Raw genomic sequence first — 18,637 nt, forward strand, 5'->3', positions numbered from 1 at the left:
CACTCCTCAGCAACGGTCTTCGCCCCATCGGCTCGGACACGTCGTCTGGCAACTGCTCTAGTCCACCGGCGCGTCGATCGTGACGGCATCGACCGTCACCGCGCCGCGCAATGTCTCGAAACCCGGCGTATCCGAACGGCCGACCCCGATCCGCGTCACGGCATCGGCCGACAAGGCCACCGCAAACGCGAGTGTGTCGGCATCCGACCAGCCCGAAAGCCGCCCGTGCAGGAGCCCGGCGACCAGCGTGTCGCCGGCCCCGACCGTGCTCTCGACCCCAACCGCGGGCGCGGTGGCCACCAGCACATCGCGGCTCGTGAGCCACACAACCCCGTCGGCACCGCGCGAGATCGCCACTTCGGCCACACCGCGGCCCTGCAATTCACGCCCCGCGGCGATCAAGTCGGCCGTGTCGGCCAGATCGCGGTCCACGCAGGCCGCCAGCTCAGCGGCGTTGGGCTTGATCAGCGCCGGCGCGAGCGCCAGTCCGGCCGTCAGGGCGGCACCACTGGCATCCAGCCATAACGGGACCCCGGCCTCGAGCAGCGGATCGAGCGCGGCATGCAGCATCGCCGGGGTCAGACCCGGCGGCAGACTGCCGGCGATCACCACCGCGTCGAGCGGCCCGGAGGCCTGGGCCGCGATCACTTCGGCCAGGCGCGTGGCGTCGGCCGCCGCGACGGGCGCGCCGGGCGCATTGACGTCGGTGACGCGACCATCGGCCTCGGCGAGCTTGGCGTTGGTACGGGTTTCGCCGGGCACGCGCACGAAGCCATCGGTGACGCCCCAGTCCGCGAATGCGGCCCCGAAAACGCCCGCGTTATCGGCGCCGAGAAAGCCGGTCACGGTCACGTCATGCCCCTGGGCGGCGAGCACCCGCGCGACGTTGTTGCCCTTGCCCGCCGGGCTCGTGCGGCAAGTCCGCGCGCGGTTGACCTCGCCCGGCACGAGCCGCGCCAGGCCGATCGACAGATCCAGCGCCGGGTTTGGCGTGATCGCCAGAACGCGCGCCATTACGATTGGGCCTCGACTGCCTCGCGCACCTCGGCGGCGGTCGCCAGTGCCAGCAGTGCTTCGGCGCGGGTGGACGCCTGGCTCTGCGACAGCCGGCGAATGCGCGCCTTGACCAGCGGGATCTGGCGCGCGTTGACCGACAGCTCGTTCACGCCCAGGCCCACCAGCACACCGACCGCCTGGGCATCGCTGGCCAGTTCGCCGCACACGCCCACCCAGCAACCGTGCGCCTCGGCGGCGGCAACGGTCATCAGAATCAGCCGCAGCACGGCCGGATGCAGGCCATCGGCCTGGCCCGACAACCGCGGGTGACCACGGTCGATGGCCAGGGTGTACTGGGTGAGGTCGTTGGTGCCGATGGAGAAGAAATCCACATGCGGCGCCAGTGTTTCGGCCAACAGCGCGCACGACGGCACCTCCACCATCACGCCGAGCTGTACATCGGTGTCATTGAACTCGGCGAGCACGCGGTCGTAGATGGCCTTGGCCGCATGGAACTCGGCCACATCCTTGACCATCGGGAACATGATGCGCAGCGGCCGGCCTTCCGAGGCGGCGATCAGCGCGCGCATCTGGGTTTCGAGAATCTGCGGCCGGTTGAGCGCCAACCGAATGCCGCGCAGGCCCAGGAACGGGTTGTCCTCCGGCGGCACCGGCCAGTAGTCCAGCGGTTTGTCGCCGCCGACATCCAGCGTGCGCGCCACCAGCGGCCGGTCCGGCCCGAGCGCGTCGAAGGCACGCTTGTATTCGGTGATCTGGGTGTCCAGATCGGGCGCGGCCGGATGCGCCATGAAGATGAACTCGGTGCGCAGCAGCCCCACCCCCTCCGCGCCGCGCTCGACCGCGTCGGTCGCGTGCGAGGTATTGCCGAGATTGGCCGCGACGTCGATGCGGACGCCATCGGTGGTGACCGCCGGCTCGAAGCGGGCGGTGTACGCCTCGGCTTCCAGCTCGGCACGATCGGCGATCGCCCGCTCGGTACGCTGGCGTCGCTCGGGCGAGGGCTGCGGCACCACGCGGCCGCGTTCGCCATCGATGATCAGGTCGATGCCGTCGGCCAGCGACAGCACCCCCTCGCCGGCCCCCACCACCGCCGGAATCCCCAGACTGCGCGCCAGAATAGCGCTGTGCGAGGTGGCCCCGCCCTTGGCCGTGACCAGGCCGCGCACGCGCTCGGTATCGAGCTGGGCCACATCCGACGGGCCGATATCCTCGGCCACCAGAATATACGGATGCTCGGGCGGTTCGGGCATGGCCACGCCGCACAGCCGGCCCAGAACGCGCCGGCCGACATCGCGCAGATCGGCCGCGCGCTCGGCCAGGATACGGTCGGCGAGCGCGGCCTGGGCGCGCGCCGAGGCATCGATGGCCTGCCACCAGCCGGCCTCGGCGGATGCACCCTCGTTGATCGCCTCGACCGCGGCCTCGCGCAATTCCGGATCGCGCAGCATTTCCTCGTGCATGGACAGGATTTCCGCCATGTCGCCGCCATCGGCGGCCTGGATCAACTCGGTGAGCTGACCGTAAGCCTCGCGGATGGCGGTATCCAGGCGCTTGCGCTCGCTGATGGAATCGTCCGACGTATCGGCATAGTCGAATTCGGGCAGCCGCAGCACGAATACCGGCGCGATCGCCATGCCGGGCGAGGCGGCGACGGCATCCAGCGCCGTATCCGCCGCCGGTGCCGGTGCATAGACCTGCGGCTCGGTCTTGTTGCGCGACGGGCGGGCTTCGCTGGTGTCCTCCAGCGGCAGCACATCCTCGCCGAGCCCCGAACGCACGGCGTTGCCGATCGCCTCGAGCGCGGCGGCCGCGCCCTCGCCTTCGGCCGAAAACACCAGCATCTGGCCGCGCCGGGCGCCCAGCCCGATCACCTTGGTCAGGCTGGCGGCCGATACCGCATCGGCGCCGCCCGACTCCAGGCGCACACGGATCGGCAGGCGTTGCTCGCGGGCGATCTGCACCAGATTCTTGGCCGGGCGGGCGTGCAGCCCATGGGCGTTGCGCACGCGCACGCGCAGCACCTCGGCACCGGCGGATTCGCCGGCCAGCCGGCCGATCAACTGGGCGGTATCGAGCTGGGCCAGGCGCGGCGCCTCGCCCGATTCCAGTACGCCGAGCATACGATCGAGCAGCCCGCGCGTGGCTTCATCCGCGGCCTGATCCTCGCCGGCCATGCGCGCAAGCACGAACACGGCCGCGGCGTCGGTCACTTCCGCCGGTGTCGCCACCCCCAGCGCCGGCTGGGTGACCTCGGCATTGCCTTCCACCAGCCACAGCTTGTGTCCCAGCGATACCGGCGGCTGGCCCATGATCTGGCCGATGAATGCAGCCCCGGCGACACCCGCTTCATACAGCCGCGTGGCGGCCACGGCGGCCAGGCCCTCGCGCGAGGCCACCGGCACGCGGGCGGCCACCGTGGCCCGGTCCAGACGGGCCTCGACCGGGGCGCGCGATAGCAGGGCGATGACCTCGTCGGCATTGCCGGCCGCGGCCAGCCCTTCGGCCACGCCGGGCGCATCCAGCACATGCGTGAGTCGGCGCAGGATATCCAGGTGTTCGTCGTTGGCGGCCGCGATGGTGATGATCAGCGATACGCGATTGCCATCGTGCCATTCCAGGCCGTCCGGATACTGCAACAAGCGCAGCCCGGTGGTCTTCACATAGCCGCGCGAGGCCGGCGTACCGTGCGGAATGGCGATGCCGTTGCCGAGATAGGTCGAGCCCTCCCGCTCGCGCTGGAACAGCGACTGGCCGTACGCGGGATCGACCAGGCCGGCGCGGGTGAGCGCGGAGCCGGCCTGGGTGAGCGCATCGCGCCAATCGTCGGCGGACTGGTCGAGCAGGACGGCATCGGGCGTGAGTTCGAGCATGACAACTCCGGGAACGGATCGAACCGCGGTAATACAGCGGGCGGCGGCCCGCCCGTGGTATGCGGCTATCGGCGCATGGCTGAATCGTGTCAGCGCCATTACAGTCGTATGCTGAGATGGCTCGAACGAGGAATCAAGTGAAATACCCGCGCTTCAGACAAAAGTCTGACACGCCAGGAGGGCCACGACCATGACCGCCCGCACCCTTGCCGACATCGCCCGACTCGCCGGCGTGTCCCGGACCACGGCCAGCTACGTGATCAACGGCCAGGCCGAGGCCCGGCGCATCAGCCGCGCCACCGTGGCGCGCGTCCAGGCCGTGGTCGCCGCCCACGATTTCCAGGTCGACGCCCGGGCCGTCGCGCTGCGCCGGGGCGAGACGCGCACCCTCGGGCTGGTGGTGCCGGATCTGGAAAATGCCAGCTACGCGCGCCTGGCCAAACGCATCGAACGCGGCGCGCGCGCTGCCGGCTACCAGGTGATCATCGTCGACTCCGACGACGAGGCGGCCACCGAACGCCGCCTGGTCGAGTCGTTGCGCGCCCGCCGCTGCGACGGGTTGATCGTGGCCTCCTGTCTCGACCGCGACGACCCGTTCTACGATGGCGTGGCCGGCGGCCTGCCGGTGATCGGCCTGGACCGCCCACTCGACGAAACACGCTTTCGCAGCGTGGCGTCGAGCAACACGGAGGCCGCGCGCCGCCTCACCGCCTCGGTTCTGACCCGCGAAACACACACCATTCTGTGGCTGGATGCCGTGCCCGGCCTGTCGATCACCGAGCGCCGGCGCGCCGGGTTCATGGCGGCCGTGGCCGCGCACGAAGGCGACTGCCAGGCCGCCGTGCGTACCGCCGCGGCCTTCGATCGCGCCAGCGGTGCACGGCTGCTCACCGACTGGCTCAGCGAACACCCCATGCCCGATGCGCTGATCACAGCCGCCTATCCGCTACTCGACGGCGCGCTCGACGTGCTGCTGGCCGACGCCGGCGACACGCCGGCCCTGCCACGGGCCGGCACCTTCGGCGATGACCGCGTGCTCGATTTCCTGCCCATGGCGGTCAATTCGCTGCCGCAACAACACGACAAGATCGCGCAGATGACACTCGAACGCATGTGGGCGGCACTCGCCGGCGAGTGCACGCCGGGACGAGACCGTATTCATCGTCTGTTGAAGCAACGACGCCGCAAAGTGCCACCAGGCGAAACAAAAGTTCCAAAATAAGTGAGACTTTAGTCTTACTTGCCGCGTGCGGCGATGGGCATGATCGCCCAACGCCGATATTTTATACGCCGTTTTTGTCCCTTCCCTTCCCTATTTCAAGGAGATTCGATATGGCCGGTGCACCTGGTTCCGTCTCGTCGACATCGCAATCGACGCCCGACGCTGTCGCCCACGCCGACATCGTGCCGATGGTCTGGCTTTCCTGCGGCCTGGCGGCGCTCGCCGGCCTGCTGTTCGGCATGGACATCGGCGTCATTTCCGGCGCCCTGCCCTTCATCAAGAAGGATTTCAACCTGTCCTCGGCCATGGAGGGCTGGATCGTGTCGTCGATGATGGTCGGCGCCGCCATCGGCGCCCTGTCCGCCGGTACGATCTCCAAGACCATGGGCCGCAAGCGCGCGCTGCTGGCCTCTGCGCTGCTGTTCATCATCGGCGCGCTGGTGTGCGTGGTCGCGCCCGGGCCGACGCTGCTGTGGATCGGCCGTATCCTGCTCGGCCTGGCCGTCGGCGTGGCCTCGTTCACCGCCCCGCTGTATCTGTCGGAGGTCACGCCCGAGCGCATTCGCGGCACGACCATCTCCTTCTACCAGTTGATGGTCACGGTCGGTATCCTCGCGGCGTTCGTCTCCAACGCGGCGTTTTCGTATATCGAGAGCTGGCGCTGGATGTTCGGCGTGCTGGTGATCCCGGCCGTGCTGCTGTTCTTCGGCGCGCTGAGCGTACCCAACAGCCCGCGCTGGCTGGCCGCCAAGGACCGCTTCGACGAAGCGCGCGACGTGCTGTCCAGGCTGCGCGGCACGACCGAGGAAGTCGACTACGAAATGGGCGAGATCCAGGACGCGATCGAGCAGGAGCGCGGCGCGCAGGGCTTCCAGATGTTCCGCCGCAACCCGAACTTCCGTCGTTCGGTGTTCCTCGGCGTGGCCCTGCAGCTGGTGCAGCAGTTCACCGGGATGAACGTGATCATGTACTACGCCCCGCAGATCTTTCAGACCGCGGGTTTCGAAGGCACTTCGGCCAGCCTGTGGGCAACCGTGGTCACTGGCCTGACCAACGTCCTGGCCACCTTCATCGCCATCGCGCTGATCGACCGTGCCGGGCGCAAGCCGATTCTCTACGCCGGTTTCGCCATGATGGCGATTACCATGGCGCTGCTGAGCACGATCATCCACATCGGCCCGAGCACCACCTTCCTGCAGTACACCGCCATGGCCATGGTGCTGCTGTTCGTGGTCGGCTTTGCCATGTCGGCCGGCCCGCTGATCTGGACGCTGTGCGCCGAAATCCAACCGCTGCAGGGCCGCGACTTCGGCATCGGCGCCTCTACCGGCGCCAACTGGATCGGCAACTTCTGCATCGGCTTCTTCTTCCCGATCATGTTCAACGGCATTGGCGGCACCTGGACCTTCGGCCTGCTGGCCGCGGTCAACGCGCTGTTCATCCTGTTCACGCTGAAGTACGTGCCCGAGACCAAGGGCATCTCGCTGGAGAAGATCGAAACGAACCTGTTGTCGGGCAAGGCGCTCAGCAAGATCGGCGTCTGATCGACGGGGCGAGCGCACGGCGACGCGGCGTATTCGTCGCGTCGCCGCCCGCCTGCTAAAATCGGGTGTATATACCGCTTACCGACCGGCCGCTGGCCGGTCGTTTTGTTTGCGAAACATGAACAGGGTCGGCCGCCACGGTGATCGGCCACAGCACGGGGTTCGACCATGAGCAACGCCTGGGATCGCGCCTACGACAATCGCGCCGCGGTAGCCGACGCCGGCGACTGGCTGCGCCACTGGCAGGCCGACGCCGCGGCCTTTCGCGCGCAGCGCGGCGCCGATCAACCGCTGGAGCGCACCTACGGCGTCGGCGAGCGTGAAGTCTTCGACCTGTTCGGGCCGGCGGGCGAAGCGGCGGGCACGCTGATCTTCGTCCATGGCGGCTACTGGCGGGCGTTGTCGCGCCGCGACAATCACCAGTTCGCCGCCGGCGCACTCGCCCGCGGCTGGCGGGTCGCCTTCATCGAATACCCGCTGTGCCCGGACGTCACGCTGGAGTCGCTGGCGGATGCCGTGATTGCCGGCATTCAGGCGGTTGCCGACGAAGTGAACGGCCCGCTCGTACTGGCCGGGCATTCAGCCGGCGGCCATCTCGTCACCCATGCCGTGACCACCCACAGCGGCCTGCTGGCCTCGGCCCGCAAACGCATCCGCCGCGTCATCTCCATCTCCGGGCTGCACGACCTGCGCCCCATCGCCGCCACCACCGATATCAACGGCACGCTGGGCCTGTCCGAACAGCGCGCGACGGTCGCCTCGCCCGCGCTGCAGTCGCCCGACCTGCCCGGCGATCTGATCTGCGTGGTGGGCGGCGACGAACTGCCCGAACTCAAGCGCCAGACCCACCTGCTCGCCAATATATGGACCGGCCTGGGCGTGGCCACCCAAGCCGTGGAACTGGCCGGTGAGCATCATTTTTCCGTGCTGGAATCCCTGCGCTCGCCCGCGACGGCGTTGACGCGCTGGAGCACGCTCGAAGACTGAGCCGACCCGCATTCGCCGGCTTGGGCGCGGCCGCCCGGGTTCCCCCGAGGGCCGCTGGCTCACTCGATGAATCGCGATAACGCGAAGGGGGCCAGATCGATCGGCTCACCCTCGTCCCGCAGCACGCCAGCCACGGCCTCACCGATACCGGCCGAGTGCTTGAAACCATGGCCCGAGCAGGCCGAGATCACGAATACGCGATCCATGTCCGGATGCCAGTCGAGGATGAAACCGCGGTCCGGCGTCGTGGTGTACAAACAGGCTGCCGCACGAATCGCGGGCGCGCGGGCGTCGGCGATTCGACCGTTGACGTGATGATCGAACATCGCCGCCGATTCGTCGGCGCCGACGTTCCGCTCCAGCATATCCGCGCTTGTGTGGGAGGCATACTGCTCGGTCGCGACCTTGATGCTGGCTTCGCCCGGCAGCGGCGGAAAGGAATAGAAATAGTCGGTATCACCCGAGCCATGCATCCAGATCGAGACCGGCCACTCGTCGGGCGCCACGGCGCCTTCGGCCAGCGAAAACCAGTGCAGCACCTGCCGACTCACCGTAAGCAGCCGGTCGAACGGCGCGCCCAGCAACGGGGCCGTCCAGGCCCCGGCACTGACCACTGCCCGCCCGGCCCGGATCACATCGTTTTCGGTTTCGATCGCCACGGCATCACCGCTCTGGTGTATGGCCTGCACTACCATATCGGTGCACACCATCGCGCCATTCTGGCGCGCGAGTTCGAGCTGGGCCGCGATGGCACGCTCCGGCCGCACGTACCCCCCGCCGGGTTCGAAATAAGCCCGCTCGCGACCACCTAACCCGACGTACTGGGGGAAACGCGCGGCGATCTCATCGGCCCCCAGCAGCTCGTGCTCGATGCCATACGCCCGGGCCGCCTCGATCGTGGTTTCCAGAAATCCCGTCTTGCCGTGGTGGGTGTTCGGCATGTCGCTGGGCGCCATGATCAACGTGCCGCAGGGATTGAAGATCGTCTCACCGGTGGCGGCTTCCAATTCGCGCCAGAGCGCATGCGAGCGCAGCACGAACGGGACATAATCCGGGCCTTCACCAATCGCCTGCCGGGTGATACGCGTATCGCCATGGCTCGAGCCCCGGGTATGCGGCGGCATGAAACGATCGATACCGATCGCGCGTACGCCAGCCTTGGCCAACTGGTGCAGCGTGGCACTGCCCATGGCGCCGAGACCGACGACTGCCACATCATATTCCGCCATCGTCTAGATCCTTTGAGTCTGCGCGCGAGTTCGGTGGTCGTTACTGGCGGAAGCGCGCCTCGAGTTTTCGGGACGCCAGCGCGATCGGGTAGCAATAGATCAGGAACAGCAGCATGAGGATGCCGTAGAGCGGAATCGCATAATTTTCGCCCAGCAGTTCCAGCACGCGGCGTACCGCGGTCAGCCCTTCGTCCACGCCCACCAGATTGGTCAGCGCCGTGCCCATGGTGATGATGGCGTAAAGATTCATCCAGGGCGGAATCATGCGGCGCAAGGCCTGCGGCAGGATAATGCGATACATCGCCTGGCGGCGTGTGTAGCCCAGCGATGCCGCGGCTTCCCACTGTGTGCTCGGAATCGATTGCACGCCGCCCCGCACGATTTCCGAGACGTTCGCCGCCGCCGGCAGGGACAGGCCGATGATCGCCTTGGCCACACTGGGAAAGACGAAACTGAAACCGAACAGCTCCAGCCGGTATGGAAACAGATACAGGATCGCGTACAACACCACCAACCAGGGCGAGTTGCGAAAGAACTGGGTGATCAGCCACATCGGGGCCGACACCGCACGCCAGCGCGAGACCTGGCCAAGACCGACGAATGTACCCAGCACCGTACCGATGATCATACAGGCGATACTGATGCCGACGTTGGCGGCAAAACCGCCCTCGATCGGCCACCACTGCTGGTTGTCGGTCAGGAGATAAGGCACGCGGTGCCAGATGGTCGCCCAGTAATCCAGCGTCGTTTGCGTCACGATCACGACCACTGCGATCGCCGTGAGTATCGCGATCACGCCCGCGGTATAAAGAACCGGCGTGTGTTGCGTATTAGCTTGCGTCGCCATAGCCGGGGATTCTCAGTCGCCGTTCCAGCAGACGCATGCCGCCGAGGAAGATGGCAATGATCACGATATAGACGGCCCAGATGAACATCATCACTTCCAGCGTGCGGAAGTTATCGGAATAGATCTGACCGGCGTAGTAGAGCAACTCGGGGGTCGCGATTGCCGAAGCTTCGGCGGTCGTCTTGATCAGATTGATGAGGTTGTTGTTCAGCGCCGGCATGGCGATGCGAAACGCCAGCGGCAGCGTAATCGCCAGATAGCGCTTGCGGCGCGAATATCCAAGGCTTTCAGCGGCTTCATCGAGGGTGTCCGGCACGGCTTCGATACCGGAACGGAATATTTCCACGTTGAAGGCGCCGGCAAACAGACTGAGGGCGAACACCGAGGTGCCGAACGGCCCCAGCAGCGGCCGCATGCCGCCTGTGGCGGGATCGAACACATGCGGCTGCAACCCGGCCAATACGAAAAAGAAGAAGAACAGCTGCACCAGGGGCGGCGTGTTGCGGAAAATCTGCACGTACACCGCCACGGCCTGACGTACGAGCCCGAAGCGCGAACCCTGTAGCCACGCACCGACAACGCCGATGATCATCGACGCCACGATGCACGACACCGACAACAGCAGGGTGTTCTCGAGCCCCTGCAGTAGCCATTGCTGGTACAGGGGATTCTCGAGCCAGGTAAACGACAATCCGAAGATCATGAAAAACCCGTCGAGGACGCGCCGGCACCGAGGCCGGCGCTTGTTCTGGAGCTGTGCACGACGCCTGTCGTGGCCAGAGACGTGATTAGTGGCGGCTGATCAACTGCCCCGGGCTTGCTGCATCGCATTCTTGACGTAGGCGGTATGCGGAATACCCCATTTGGTCTGCAGCGCATAAATATAGCCGGAGCCCTCCATCTCTTTCACGATGCCGTCGACCTCTTTCTTGAGCGAGTCCTCGCCCTTGCGGATGCCGATCCCCCATGGGGTTTCCAGAATAGCCGGCGTAGCGATATGCCAGTTCTTGCCCCAGGCGGGGTCGAGCAGCTTGCCGACCAGCGCCGAATCGTCATAGGCAAAACCGATGCAGCGATGATCCTTGAGCGCCTTGTAGACTTCGGCGGTCGACGGATAATTGACCATCTGAATACCGCGTTTGCTGAGCTCGGTGTTGTAGAACGAGCCCTGGATGCCGCAGACCTTCTTGCCCTTGGCGTCGGCCCAGGAATGGATGTTCGCCTGCTTGCGCGTCATCAGCGCGGTGCCGGAGGCGTAGTAGTCGCGCGAGAAATCGATCACCTTCTGGCGTTTTGGCGTGTCGGACATCGTGGCCAGGGTGAGATCGATCCGGCCCTGGCGCAGATATTCGATGCGATTGGAGGCCGTGACCGGCACCAGTTGCACGTCATCCGGGCTACCCAGCATCTTGAGCGCCAGGTAATGGGCGATGTCGATCTCCAGGCCCACGTTGTGGCCGTTCGCATCCACATAGCCGAACGGCTTGTAATCGGCCTTCACACCCACAATGAGCTTTCCGCGCGATTTGATGTCGCCCAGCGTATCGGCCTGCGCCGCCGTGAACACCCCAACGGCCAGGCTGGCCACCATAGCGGCCTGAACCAGCAAGCGAAACTTGCGTAAACGAGTCTGAATCGGCTTGTGCATCGGATAATCCCCCTTCATGGACTGGACGAAGCGCGACTTCGCGCCATTTGTAAAATTCGTTCTGTGGCTCGTTACAGGACCTGGGAAAGAAAGGCCTGCGTACGTTTTTCCCGTGGGTTGCTCAACAACTCGGCCGGCGGGCCGTGCTCGACAATCACGCCGCCGTCGGTGAAATAAACATGGTTGGCCACTTCCCGGGCAAAGCCCATCTCATGGGTGACCAAAATGCAGGTCATGCCTTCGGCGGCCAGCTCGCGAATGGTCTCCAGCACGCCCTTGACCGTTTCCGGATCCAGTGCGGCGGTCACTTCGTCGAACAGCATGACTTCCGGACGCATTGCCAACGCCCGCGCGATTGCCACACGCTGTTGCTGGCCACCCGATAACTCGCCGGGATAATGTTTCTCGCGCCCATCGAGCCCTACCTTCTTCAGCAAGGCACGAGCCCGCGCCTCGACCTCCGACCGGTCTTCCCCCAGCACCTGAATCGGCGCCATCATGATGTTTTCCAGCGCCGTCTTGTGCGGGAACAGGTTGTACTGCTGGAACACGATGGACACCACTTTGCGCAGCGCGATCTTGTTCTTGTCGCTGCGCAACCGATCGACATCGAAATCGCCGACCCGGATACGGCCCTGGTCGATCGGAATCAACCCGTTGATGCAACGCAAGGCGGTCGACTTGCCCGACCCGGACGGCCCGATGATGCACACCACCTCGCCACGCTCGACGTCGAGCGAAATCCCCTTGAGCACCTCGGTACGCGCGAACGATTTATGTACATCGCGGAAACTGACAATCGGCTGACCTGCGTCAGTCGTCATTATATTCAACCCCCAAAAGGCTATGCGGTCCGGCGCGCCGACCTATGAACATTCTTTCACGCATCGTGCTGGGTGCGACCTCCATACCGCTATCAGCAAAAGGTCGCGGAACCGCTCAATAACAAAAGAGCAGCAAGTTCCGTGCCCAAAGATCGCGAATCGAGCCACCATGAACCGTAGCCGCCGGTCGCCGCTTCAGCGGTCAACGCAGCGGCTCGGTGGGGCAAAAAACGCCCCGTATGAATCCGCGGCAAACGCCACTGTCGTGTTCCGCCCCCCCCCGGGGCACCGGCCAAGCCACTAGCTCGGCGGGAGCTGCCGCTTCCCGCCGTCGCCCGAGTCCAAATCCGGGTGAAAAGCAACCGGAGTGCTACCCCGGCACGGGGCAAATCCTGAGCGTTGAGAAGCGGCGCCCCACCTTCTGCACATCGAGCTCTTTTTCGCCTGTGTTTGCCGGCAAGGGCGCCACTCGGCCGCGGAGCCAAGCGGCTGTATTGGCATCAAGACTGGCGTGCAATATTGGGGCTACGGCTCGGGCGCGGCACGGGCGTCAGGCCGCCACGTCCTCGGCCGGCGGTTCCTTGGCGCCGGTCATGATCGCGACGGCATCGGACGGCGACATGGTCCTCGGGTCGACCACCGCGACGCGCCGTCCCAGACGGTGGATGTGGACCCGGTCGGCCACCTCGAATACATGCGGCATGTTGTGCGAGATCAGCACAATCGGCAGGCCGCGTTTCTTCACGTCGCGGATCAACTCGAGCACCAGGCCGGACTCCTTCACGCCGAGCGCCGCGGTCGGCTCGTCCATGATGATGACCTTGGCGGCAAAGGCCGCCGCGCGCGCCACGGCCACGCCCTGGCGCTGGCCGCCCGACAGTGTTTCGACCGCCTGGCTGATGTTCTGGATCGTCAGCAAGCCCAGTTCCGACAGTTTTTCCCGCGCGAAGTCTTCCATCGCCGGCCGGTCCAGCATCCGGAACAGCGACCCGAGAATACCCTTCCGGCGTATTTCCCGGCCGAGAAACATGTTGTCCGTGATCGACAGTGCCGGCGACAACGCGAGCGTCTGGTACACGGTCTCGATACCGGCATCGCGCGCGTTCATGGGCGAAGCGAACTGCACCGGCGTGCCGTTGAGCCGTATCTCGCCGGCATCGGGCACCACCGCCCCGGATATGGCCTTGATCAACGTCGATTTGCCCGCGCCATTGTCACCGATCACACCCAGAACCTCGCCCGGGTAGAGATCGAAATCGGCATTATCAAGCGCCGTGACCCGGCCATAGCGTTTGGTCAGTCCCCGGCCGGAGAGGATGGGTTGGGTGTCTGTATTCATGCCGAAATCTTCCTGATCCACTGGTCGGTGGTTACCGCGATGATGATCAGCGCGCCGACGGCCAGCTGGGTCCATTGCGGGTCCGTGCCGAGCAGGCGAAGACCGAGCGAAAACACGCCCACGATCAACGCGCCGAACAAGGTGCCGATAATCGAGCCGCGCCCGCCGAACAGCGACGTGCCGCCAATCACCACCGCCGTGATGGCCTCGATGTTTTCCATCTGCCCGGCCTGCGGCGATATGGCCCCGATGCGTCCGATCAGCGTCCAGCCGGCGAGGCCGCAGATCACACCGGCCACCACATACACCGAGACCAGAACACGGCCGGTGCGGATGCCGGCCAGAAGCGCGGCGTCCTTGTCGTCGCCGACCGCGTAGACATGGCGCCCCCAGGCCGTGTGATTCAGCGCAAACCACAGCGCCAGTGCCAGCGCTACCATCAGCACCACGCCATAGGTGAACACCGCGTTGCCAATCCGGAAGGAGTTGCCCAGCAAATGCAGGATCGGCGCCACCCGGTCGATATCCTGGCTGCGTACCGTTTCGTTACCCGAATAGATGTAGGTCGTCGCGCCATAGACCGACCAGGCGCCGAGGGTGACGATAAACGGCGGCAACTTCACGACTGATACCAGCAGGCCGCTCAACAGGCCGCAGATGCCGCCCACACCCAACCCGGCGAGCACGGCGACGAACCCGGGCACGCCGTAATGCATGGCGAACTGGCCCATCACCACCGAGCTCAGCACCATGATGGCGCCCACCGACAGATCGATGCCGGCCGTCAGGATGATCAGCGTCTCGCCGGCGCCCACGATACCGGTGATCGCCACCTGTTGGAGAATCAACGTCAGCGCGAAGGCCGAATAGAACCTCGAGCCGACCGCTATCGAGAAGAAGATAACCGACAGGATCACGACGATGATCGGCACGGCCGCCGGATTGCCATGCAGAAAATGCTGCACCCGGCGCAACGGCCCCTGGTGTTGTTCTCCGGATGCAGGCGCTTCGGTGGCGTTGTTCATGCGAATCTCCACGAAACCAACAAGACAGGCCTGTCATACCGCCGTCCGGTCGGCGACGGCATGAAATCAGTGCCGACAGGATTGGCCGGCAGACCGGGGTCGACCGGCATGGCTGGCAACGCGCCCACCACCACCGATCGACCGGCGGGCCGGTCTACTGGAGCTTGCCCCAGCATGTCTTCATGCCGGATTTCGTGCTGTACGACTTGACGCCCTTGACCGGGTCATCGGTGATCAGATGAACGCCGGTATTGGTGAAGTCGAGCCCGGCACTGGTGCTGGGCTTCTTGCCGCTATCCACATAGGTCTTGACGGCCTTGATGCCTCGCTTGGCCATCCGCAGCGGGAACTGCTGGGCGTCGGCTGCGATCACGCCCTGCTGGACATCCTGGACACCGTTGCAACTGCCATCGATGGCCACGATCGTGACCCGGTTCTGCATCCCGACCGACTTCAATGCCTGGTAGGCGCCCTCGGCCGCCGGCTCGTTGATGGCATAGACCAGGTTGATGTCCGGACTCTTCTGCAGCAGATTCTCCATCGCCTTGCGTCCGCCATCCTGGGCGCCGCCGGTGACCGCATGCCCGACGATGCGCGGATCGTTTTCATCACCCCATTTGTTCGGGTTCTTGATGTCGATACCGAAACCCTTCATGAAACCCTGATCACGCTGGACACCGACCGACGGCTGGCTCGTGGCAAGATCCAGAAAAGCGATATGGGCCTTGGTCTTGCCGAGGTGCTTCTTCGCCCACTCGCCGTCGAGCTTGCCGGCCTCGAAGTTGTCGGTCGCAAACGTGGCGTCGGCCGCACTGGCCGGCTGCAGCGTCGTATCGAGCGCAATCACCATGATCCCGGCCTTGCGCGCTTTTTGTACCGTGGGAACAATCGCACTGGGCGCCGAGGCCGTGATCAAAATGCCGTCGACCCCGTCGGCCATGCAGTCTTCGATCGCGCTCACCTGAGACTGATTATCGCCGTCGTACTTGCCCGCGTAGGTCTTGAGGTGGACGCCGAGTTTCTTCGCCTCCTTGAGCGCGCCTTTTCTCATGGTGACAAAATAGGGGTTGCTATCGGTCTTGGTAATCAAACAGGCGCTGACGTCCTTGGCGAAGGCCGGCGCGCTCATCAACGCACCGCCGACAACGAGAGATACCAAAATGCATTTAGACCACGATATTTTCATGCCCATCCTCCAGCAATAGCCCGCCGCAGTGTTATTCCGCCTTGAGCGGCATCTGTTTAATTTTAATTTTCGGAAAATCTACGCATTAAGCCTGCATAAGCCACTGCATTTAATTGTATTTGACGCCCATCCACGAACAATCCGCCATTAGTCTGACCTTCGAAAAACTTATAAAACGGATGATTTTCAGAAAACGTTGCCCGGACAGCTTGCGACTGATGGATCCGCGATATCCAGCTCTCAAGTGGCATCGAAAGGGCGCGGACATACAATAATTCGAGTCATGACGACTCGTCCTGCCGGAATAACCCTTCGAACCGGATAATCGCCCGTTACCGGCAATCGCCTCGCTCATCCCGCGATCCCGGCCGCAACATCCAGGGCTCAGCAGCGGAATCCACGAATCTGGCACGGCACGACCGCGAACTCGCGGCATTCAGTAACGATCGATCAGCTGGCGCATATCGATGCCGCGGGCACGCACGTACAACCGGATATCGGCACGGTAAGCCTCGACGAAACGATCGAGCGAAGAGCCATCGAAGAAATCGGCGACGGCCGGAAAGTGATCGTAACCATTCAGATCGCGGGCGGTTGCCCGTGCCGGACAATCAATTGCGTGTGCGCCGGGCGCGGCATATGCCGTTTTCTTTGAAGACGCGACTTGGAAGCCGTCCGTGACCATGCCCTGCTCCCGGAGGAAAGCGAGCGTGTCAGACAAGTTGTCCACACAGCCATAGAAATCGAAGCGATGACGCCCCAGAAAATGACTCTGGCTGCGATAATGCTTGTTGCGCTGCTTATCCGGCTTGGCCAGCACATAATCAAGAAATTGCTCAAAAGTGATCGTGCGCCGATTGATATCCCGGTTGTGGAACCGGCTGATGCCGCGATAAAAACGAGGGTGCGGCGCGTCGGGTGGGTTGCCCGTGCTTTTTTTGACGACACGATCCAGAAACCCGCTGACGATACGGGCCATGGGGTCCCGAATGACAACGAATGTCTTGTAATGGCGGGCACGATGAATCGTTCTCCGGGTAACCGGAATGTCTCTGATCCCTGTGCGCAACCGGTACCCGCGCGGGGATTCCGCCGACGCGTCGAACCCTGCCCCCAGCGGGTGGTTGGCGGTGAAAAGCGCGCGCATGTAGCTGCTCGCGTTTTTTGGAATTCTCAGGAAAACGAGGCGATGTTCATGGGACACCCAGAAACGCACGTCGCGCCTGGGTCTGCGGTCCAGAGCTGCCAAAAGTTGTGCTTTCACGAACCGGCCATATCGAAATCCGATGCATGCTGCAAATAAAACGACATGACGCCGGCTCCGGAACGCCCCCTGAAGATAACGACCATAACGATAAACTAACGAGAATCCGTGACTTTTTGTTTACCGCCAACAATAATCGGGCCGTGACGGGCCGGGTCTAACGTTCGTCATTTTTCCGTTCGGCCGCTGGCGACTGTTGCCGTTTCGTCGGCGTCCGCGCCAAGCGCCAACCGGCGTCGCGCCAGCCCCGGGCGTCGCCGCGGCGGACCGGATCGGCAGAGCACGCCGCCAGCGCCCGGGCTTTCAATTCATGCCCGGCGTCGCCATACACCGCCATACGCACGACGCCAACGCCGCGGCGATGATCGACCCAATCCGCGGCGCCTCTTTTCAATCAGGAGCAACGCCATGAAAGCTATCGCCACCCGCGGCGCAACCGATATCAACGCCCCCGGCGCCTTCGAGACGATCGATCGCCCCATCGCGGAACCGACCGGCCTGGATCTGCGGGTTCGGATCGATGCCCTGGCCGTGAACCCGGTCGACACCAAGGTCCGTGCCGGCGCGCTGGGCGATCTCGGCGAGCCGGCCATTCTCGGCTGGGACGCCGTCGGCAAGGTCGAGGCCACCGGCGACGAGGCGTCGGGTTTCGAGGTGGGCGACCGGGTCTATTACGCCGGACAGGTCGACCGGCCGGGTTGCGATGCCGAGCAGCAACTCGTAGACAGTCGGCTGGTCGCCCATGCGCCACAGCGCCTGAGCAACGAACAGGCCGCCGCCATGCCACTGACTGCGCTGACCGCCTGGGAAGGGTTGTTCGATAAGCTCGGGCTGCGCGCGGACCCCGGCGCGCACAGCGAACAAACGCTGCTCGTGATCAACGGTGCCGGCGGCGTGGGCTCCAGCGTGATCCAGCTTGCCCGGCAGCTCACCGGCATCCGCGTAATCGCAACCGCGTCGCGCGCGGCATCGGCCGATTGGTGCCGCACGCTCGGCGCCCACGAGGTCATCGACCACCACGAACTGGTCCCGGCCCTGCGCGCCGCCGGCCACGACACGGTCGACTACATCTTCAACTGCCACGATATCGGCGTGCACTGGCAGAACATGGTCGAAGCCATCCGCCCGCTGGGCCGGATCGTCGCCATCGCCGAAACCGAGCAGGCAGTCGATATCAATGCGCTGCAATCCAAGGCCGCCAGCTTCTGCTGGGAGTTCATGTTCGCCCGCGCGCTGCACGGGTATCACCCGGAACGCCACGGCGAAATCCTGGCCGAGCTCGCCGGGCTGCTCGACTCGGGCCGCATCCGCAGCACGCTCGGTGCCGTGATCGGGCCATTGAATGTAGACAATCTCACCGAAGCCCATCGACGCCTCGAACAAGGCCATACCGTGGGCAAGCTCGTGCTGACCGCCATGGCATAAGTGTTGCCCTCGCCGGCCCGTGCCGCGCTCGGGCCGGCACTGCGCGCCACGACGGCAGATCAACCGCATGGCCCGGCCCCGGCGCGGGTTGCAAACCGAATCTGCACGGCGCCCCCCTCGCCGCAGGCAAGCGGTTATTAACCCGGCACAAAAATAGATGATTTTTCGGGTTAATAGCGCGCGTATGCGACCGCATGCTCGCCGCGGCCA

At 64.8% G+C, this 18,637-nt stretch carries 15 protein-coding genes; 4 read left to right on the plus strand and 11 right to left on the minus strand.

The features are described from left to right. Positions 1–57: 57 nt before the first annotated feature. Positions 58–1,014, minus strand: coding sequence for a 1-phosphofructokinase family hexose kinase (locus tag ACS8YF_RS14015; RefSeq protein WP_440850764.1), 957 nt, complete (start codon positions 1,012–1,014; stop codon positions 58–60). Continuing rightward, positions 1,014–3,887 carry a phosphoenolpyruvate--protein phosphotransferase gene (gene ptsP / locus ACS8YF_RS14020; RefSeq protein WP_440850765.1) on the minus strand — a complete coding sequence of 958 codons (2,874 nt, stop codon included), beginning with the start codon at positions 3,885–3,887 and terminating at the stop codon, positions 1,014–1,016. Before ptsP ends, ACS8YF_RS14015 begins: the two co-directional genes overlap by 1 nt. Positions 3,888–4,077: 190 nt before the next feature. Here ptsP and cra point away from each other — a divergent pair, with 190 nt between their 5' ends. From cra to ACS8YF_RS14035, 3 genes are all read left to right on the plus strand, one after another. Next, the gene (cra, locus tag ACS8YF_RS14025; RefSeq protein ID WP_440850766.1) at positions 4,078–5,109 is read left to right on the plus strand and encodes a catabolite repressor/activator; all 1,032 of its coding nucleotides are present in this window, start codon (positions 4,078–4,080) and stop codon (positions 5,107–5,109) included. Positions 5,110–5,297: 188 nt separating this feature from the next. Next, entirely contained in the window at positions 5,298–6,653 is a 1,356-nt protein-coding gene (locus tag ACS8YF_RS14030) for a sugar porter family MFS transporter (RefSeq protein ID WP_440850779.1), read from the plus strand. Between the two features lie 168 nt (positions 6,654–6,821). Continuing rightward, the gene (locus ACS8YF_RS14035) at positions 6,822–7,640 is read left to right on the plus strand and encodes an alpha/beta hydrolase (protein ID WP_440850767.1); all 819 of its coding nucleotides are present in this window, start codon (positions 6,822–6,824) and stop codon (positions 7,638–7,640) included. A 59-nt stretch (positions 7,641–7,699) separates the two neighbouring features. Here the strand turns inward: ACS8YF_RS14035 and solA are convergent, their stop codons facing one another. The 9 genes from solA to ACS8YF_RS14080 form a co-directional block, all read right to left on the minus strand. Continuing rightward, positions 7,700–8,869, minus strand: coding sequence for an N-methyl-L-tryptophan oxidase (solA, locus tag ACS8YF_RS14040; RefSeq protein ID WP_440850768.1), 1,170 nt, complete (start codon positions 8,867–8,869; stop codon positions 7,700–7,702). 40 nt (positions 8,870–8,909) lie between these two features. After that, positions 8,910–9,716, minus strand: a complete 807-nt coding sequence (locus ACS8YF_RS14045; RefSeq protein ID WP_440850769.1) for an amino acid ABC transporter permease — start codon at positions 9,714–9,716, stop codon at positions 8,910–8,912. Further along, the gene (locus ACS8YF_RS14050) at positions 9,700–10,419 is read right to left on the minus strand and encodes an amino acid ABC transporter permease (protein WP_440850770.1); all 720 of its coding nucleotides are present in this window, start codon (positions 10,417–10,419) and stop codon (positions 9,700–9,702) included. Before ACS8YF_RS14050 ends, ACS8YF_RS14045 begins: the two co-directional genes overlap by 17 nt. 99 nt (positions 10,420–10,518) lie before the next feature. After that, positions 10,519–11,364: a transporter substrate-binding domain-containing protein gene (locus ACS8YF_RS14055; RefSeq protein WP_440850771.1), complete on the minus strand. Its 846-nt coding sequence runs from the start codon at positions 11,362–11,364 to the stop codon at positions 10,519–10,521. Between the two features lie 71 nt (positions 11,365–11,435). Continuing rightward, positions 11,436–12,188: an amino acid ABC transporter ATP-binding protein gene (locus ACS8YF_RS14060; RefSeq protein ID WP_440850772.1), complete on the minus strand. Its 753-nt coding sequence runs from the start codon at positions 12,186–12,188 to the stop codon at positions 11,436–11,438. Positions 12,189–12,738: 550 nt separating this feature from the next. Next, positions 12,739–13,527 (minus strand): ATP-binding cassette domain-containing protein, encoded by a 789-nt coding sequence (locus tag ACS8YF_RS14065; RefSeq protein ID WP_440850773.1) that lies wholly within the window; start codon positions 13,525–13,527, stop codon positions 12,739–12,741. Beyond that, positions 13,524–14,552, minus strand: a complete 1,029-nt coding sequence (locus tag ACS8YF_RS14070; protein ID WP_440850774.1) for an ABC transporter permease — start codon at positions 14,550–14,552, stop codon at positions 13,524–13,526. Before ACS8YF_RS14070 ends, ACS8YF_RS14065 begins: the two co-directional genes overlap by 4 nt. A gap of 154 nt (positions 14,553–14,706) precedes the next feature. Further along, positions 14,707–15,744: a sugar ABC transporter substrate-binding protein gene (locus ACS8YF_RS14075; RefSeq protein ID WP_440850775.1), complete on the minus strand. Its 1,038-nt coding sequence runs from the start codon at positions 15,742–15,744 to the stop codon at positions 14,707–14,709. Between the two features lie 430 nt (positions 15,745–16,174). Next, complete coding sequence (locus ACS8YF_RS14080) at positions 16,175–17,002, minus strand: sulfotransferase family 2 domain-containing protein (protein ID WP_440850776.1); 828 nt, start codon at positions 17,000–17,002, stop codon at positions 16,175–16,177. A 408-nt stretch (positions 17,003–17,410) separates the two neighbouring features. On the opposite strand from ACS8YF_RS14080, the gene ACS8YF_RS14085 reads away from it, so the two are divergent. Beyond that, positions 17,411–18,427: a zinc-binding alcohol dehydrogenase family protein gene (locus tag ACS8YF_RS14085; RefSeq protein WP_440850777.1), complete on the plus strand. Its 1,017-nt coding sequence runs from the start codon at positions 17,411–17,413 to the stop codon at positions 18,425–18,427. Positions 18,428–18,637: the final 210 nt, after the last annotated feature.

This window comes from Salinisphaera sp. SWV1 (assembly GCF_052044155.1).
Taxonomy (GTDB): domain Bacteria; phylum Pseudomonadota; class Gammaproteobacteria; order Nevskiales; family Salinisphaeraceae; genus Salinisphaera.

Excerpts from the sequence above, each read along its gene's own strand:
- ACS8YF_RS14015 (WP_440850764.1), bottom strand. The coding sequence starts at position 1,014 with ATGGCGCGCGTTCTGGCGATCACGCCAAACCCGGCGCTGGATCTGTCG.
- ptsP (WP_440850765.1), bottom strand. The coding sequence starts at position 3,887 with ATGCTCGAACTCACGCCCGATGCCGTCCTGCTCGACCAGTCCGCCGAC.
- cra (WP_440850766.1), top strand. The coding sequence starts at position 4,078 with ATGACCGCCCGCACCCTTGCCGACATCGCCCGACTCGCCGGCGTGTCC.
- ACS8YF_RS14030 (WP_440850779.1), top strand. The coding sequence starts at position 5,298 with ATGGTCTGGCTTTCCTGCGGCCTGGCGGCGCTCGCCGGCCTGCTGTTC.
- ACS8YF_RS14035 (WP_440850767.1), top strand. The coding sequence starts at position 6,822 with ATGAGCAACGCCTGGGATCGCGCCTACGACAATCGCGCCGCGGTAGCC.
- solA (WP_440850768.1), bottom strand. The coding sequence starts at position 8,869 with ATGGCGGAATATGATGTGGCAGTCGTCGGTCTCGGCGCCATGGGCAGT.
- ACS8YF_RS14045 (WP_440850769.1), bottom strand. The coding sequence starts at position 9,716 with ATGGCGACGCAAGCTAATACGCAACACACGCCGGTTCTTTATACCGCG.
- ACS8YF_RS14050 (WP_440850770.1), bottom strand. The coding sequence starts at position 10,419 with ATGATCTTCGGATTGTCGTTTACCTGGCTCGAGAATCCCCTGTACCAG.
- ACS8YF_RS14055 (WP_440850771.1), bottom strand. The coding sequence starts at position 11,364 with ATGCACAAGCCGATTCAGACTCGTTTACGCAAGTTTCGCTTGCTGGTT.
- ACS8YF_RS14060 (WP_440850772.1), bottom strand. The coding sequence starts at position 12,188 with ATGACGACTGACGCAGGTCAGCCGATTGTCAGTTTCCGCGATGTACAT.
- ACS8YF_RS14065 (WP_440850773.1), bottom strand. The coding sequence starts at position 13,527 with ATGAATACAGACACCCAACCCATCCTCTCCGGCCGGGGACTGACCAAA.
- ACS8YF_RS14070 (WP_440850774.1), bottom strand. The coding sequence starts at position 14,552 with ATGAACAACGCCACCGAAGCGCCTGCATCCGGAGAACAACACCAGGGG.
- ACS8YF_RS14075 (WP_440850775.1), bottom strand. The coding sequence starts at position 15,744 with ATGGGCATGAAAATATCGTGGTCTAAATGCATTTTGGTATCTCTCGTT.
- ACS8YF_RS14085 (WP_440850777.1), top strand. The coding sequence starts at position 17,411 with ATGAAAGCTATCGCCACCCGCGGCGCAACCGATATCAACGCCCCCGGC.